This window comes from Idiomarina solivarensis (assembly GCF_033052755.1).
GTDB lineage: Bacteria > Pseudomonadota > Gammaproteobacteria > Enterobacterales > Alteromonadaceae > Idiomarina.
Map to the genome: position 1 here is coordinate 1 of NZ_JAVFHZ010000013.1, position 3,388 is coordinate 3,388.

Annotated in this window: 1 tRNA gene and 2 rRNA genes; all 3 read right to left on the reverse strand. The window is 51.7% G+C overall.

Features of this window, described 5'->3' with window-relative positions:
- A 5S ribosomal RNA gene (rrf, locus tag RBK99_RS13395) occupies positions 1–85 on the reverse strand; the annotation flags it as partial.
- Between the two features lie 116 nt (positions 86–201).
- Positions 202–3,088: ribosomal RNA gene (locus tag RBK99_RS13400) — 23S ribosomal RNA — on the reverse strand.
- A gap of 223 nt (positions 3,089–3,311) precedes the next feature.
- Positions 3,312–3,387, reverse strand: a tRNA-Ala gene (locus RBK99_RS13405).
- Position 3,388 lies beyond the last annotated feature (1 nt).

Consider the following 3,388-nt stretch of genomic DNA (forward strand, 5'->3'; position numbering starts at 1 on the left):
ACCCCACACTACCATCGGCGCTGGTGTGTTTCACTTCTGAGTTCGGAATGGATTCAGGTGGTGCCACACCGCTATGGCCGCCAGACATAAACTGTCACAACATGTAAAAACTGACTGCAGCGTAAAGTACGCCACTCTCTTAAATTTGATTCGGTAAAGTCGCTCGCTTGTGCGTAACGTCCCAAACACCTTGGGTGTTGTATGGTTAAGTCTCACGGGCAATTAGTACGGGTTAGCTCAACGCATTACTACGCTTCCACACCCCGCCTATCAACGTTGTAGTCTCCAACAACCCTTCAGAGCACTCTAAGTGCTAGTGAGAGCTTATCTCGAGGCTCGCTTCCCGCTTAGATGCTTTCAGCGGTTATCGATTCCGAACGTAGCTACCGGGCAATGCCATTGGCATGACAACCCGAACACCAGGGGTTCGTCCACTCCGGTCCTCTCGTACTAGGAGCAGCTCCTCTCAACTCTCAAACGCCCACGGCAGATAGGGACCGAACTGTCTCACGACGTTCTAAACCCAGCTCGCGTACCACTTTAAATGGCGAACAGCCATACCCTTGGGACCGACTTCAGCCCCAGGATGTGATGAGCCGACATCGAGGTGCCAAACACCGCCGTCGATATGAACTCTTGGGCGGTATCAGCCTGTTATCCCCGGAGTACCTTTTATCCGTTGAGCGATGGCCCTTCCATTCAGAACCACCGGATCACTATGACCTACTTTCGTATCTGCTCGACGTGTCTGTCTCGCAGTTAAGCTGGCTTCTGCCATTGCACTAACCGTACGATGTCCGACCGTACTTAGCCAACCTTCGTGCTCCTCCGTTACTCTTTGGGAGGAGACCGCCCCAGTCAAACTACCCACCAGGCACTGTCCACAACCCCGATAAGGGGCCAATGTTAGAACATCAAACATACAAGGGTGGTATTTCAAGGGTGGCTCCACATCAACTGGCGCCAATGCTTCAAAGCCTCCCACCTATCCTACACATGTAGGTTCAATGTTCAGTGCCAAGCTGTAGTAAAGGTTCACGGGGTCTTTCCGTCTAGCCGCGGGTACACAGCATCTTCACTGCGATTTCAATTTCACTGAGTCTCGGGTGGAGACAGCGTGGCCATGGTTACACCATTCGTGCAGGTCGGAACTTACCCGACAAGGAATTTCGCTACCTTAGGACCGTTATAGTTACGGCCGCCGTTTACCGGGGCTTCGATCAAGAGCTTCTCCGAAGATAACCCCATCAATTAACCTTCCGGCACCGGGCAGGTGTCACACCGTATACGTCCACTTTCGTGTTAGCACAGTGCTGTGTTTTTAATAAACAGTCCCAGCCACCTGGTCACTGCGACCACCAGCAGCTCATGACGCGAAGTCAATCACCACCAGTGGCGTACCTTCTCCCGAAGTTACGGTACTATTTTGCCTAGTTCCTTCACCCGAGTTCTCTCAAGCGCCTTAGTATTCTCTACCTGACCACCTGTGTCGGTTTGGGGTACGGTCAATGTTCATCTGAAGCTTAGAGGCTTTTCCCGGAAGCATGGCATCAATGACTTCGCACCCGTGGGTGCTCGTCTCGTGTCTCGGCCTTAAGGACCCGGATTTACCTAAGTCCTCAGCCTACGCACTTTCACCGGGACTACCAACGCCCGGCTCACCTAGCCTTCTCCGTCCCCCCATCGCAATGAACATCGGTACAGGAATATTGACCTGTTTTCCATCGACTACGCGTTTCCGCCTCGCCTTAGGGGCCGACTTACCCTACCCTGATTAGCATGGGATAGGAAACCTTGGTCTTCCGGCGTGGGAGTTTTTCACTCCCATTATCGTTACTCATGTCAGCATTCGCACTTCTGATATGTCCAGCAGTCCTCTCGAACCACCTTCGCCCACTTACAGAACGCTCCCCTACCCCGCATGATAAATCATGCAGCCGCAGCTTCGGTGTATGGCTTAGCCCCGTTACATCTTCCGCGCAGGCCGACTCGACTAGTGAGCTATTACGCTTTCTTTAAAGGATGGCTGCTTCTAAGCCAACCTCCTAGCTGTCTCTGCCTTCCCACATCGTTTCCCACTGAGCCATAACTTCGGGACCTTAGCTGGCGGTCTGGGTTGTTTCCCTCTTCACGACGGACGTTAGCACCCGCCGTGTGTCTCCCGGATAGTACTCATTGGTATTCGGAGTTTGCATGGGGTTGGTAAGTCGGGATGACCCCCTAGCCCAAACAGTGCTCTACCCCCAATGGTATTCGTCCGAGGCTCTACCTAAATAGATTTCGGGGAGAACCAGCTATCTCCGGGCTTGATTAGCCTTTCACTCCTAGCCACAAGTCATCCCCTCATTTTTCAACATAAGTGGGTTCGGTCCTCCAATTGATGTTACTCAATCTTCAACCTGCTCATGGTTAGATCGCCCGGTTTCGGGTCTATACCCTGCAACTCAACGCCCAGTTAAGACTCGGTTTCCCTACGGCTTCCCTATACGGTTAACCTTGCTACAGAATATAAGTCGCTGACCCATTATACAAAAGGTACGCAGTCACGGAACAAGTCCGCTCCTACTGCTTGTACGTACACGGTTTCAGGTTCTGTTTCACTCCCCTCGCCGGGGTTCTTTTCGCCTTTCCCTCACGGTACTGGTTCACTATCGGTCAGTTGGGAGTATTTAGCCTTGGAGGATGGTCCCCCCATATTCAGTCAGGATATCACGTGTCCCGACCTACTCGATTTCACTTATCATGCGCCTTCACATACCGGGCTCTCACCGTCTGTGGCTCCGCTTCCCATCGGATTCTGTTAGCACAAGTTAAGCTTAAGGGCTGCTTCCCGTTCGCTCGCCGCTACTAGGGAAATCTCGGTTGATTTCTTTTCCTCCGGGTACTTAGATGTTTCAGTTCTCCGGGTTCGCTTCCTGGCACCTATTGATTCAGTGCCGGATAGTGTGCAAGCACACTGGGTTTCCCCATTCGGAAATCCATGACTCAAGTGCCTCTTACTGGCTTATCATGGCTTATCGCAAGTTAGTACGTCCTTCATCGCCTCCAACTGCCTAGGCATCCACCGTGTACGCTTAGTCACTTAACCATACAACCCGAAGGTGTCTGGCATACGTGACCAAGATTGTTTGTTCTCGCTGTACACAAGTTCGATACGCCTCTACCAAATCAGTTTGTTCAAGTAGAGTGGCATTTCTTACTTTAATATTTACAATCAGCTTTTCATGTTGTTAAAGAGCACGTAACACTAAGTTACCGGTAAGGATTCTTAATTAAGAACGCTTAACGCTAACGGTTACTAAGAGAAGAAATGGTGGAGCCAAGCGGGATCGAACCGCTGACCTCCTGCGTGCAAGGCAGGCGCTCTCCCAGCTGAGCTATGGCCCCG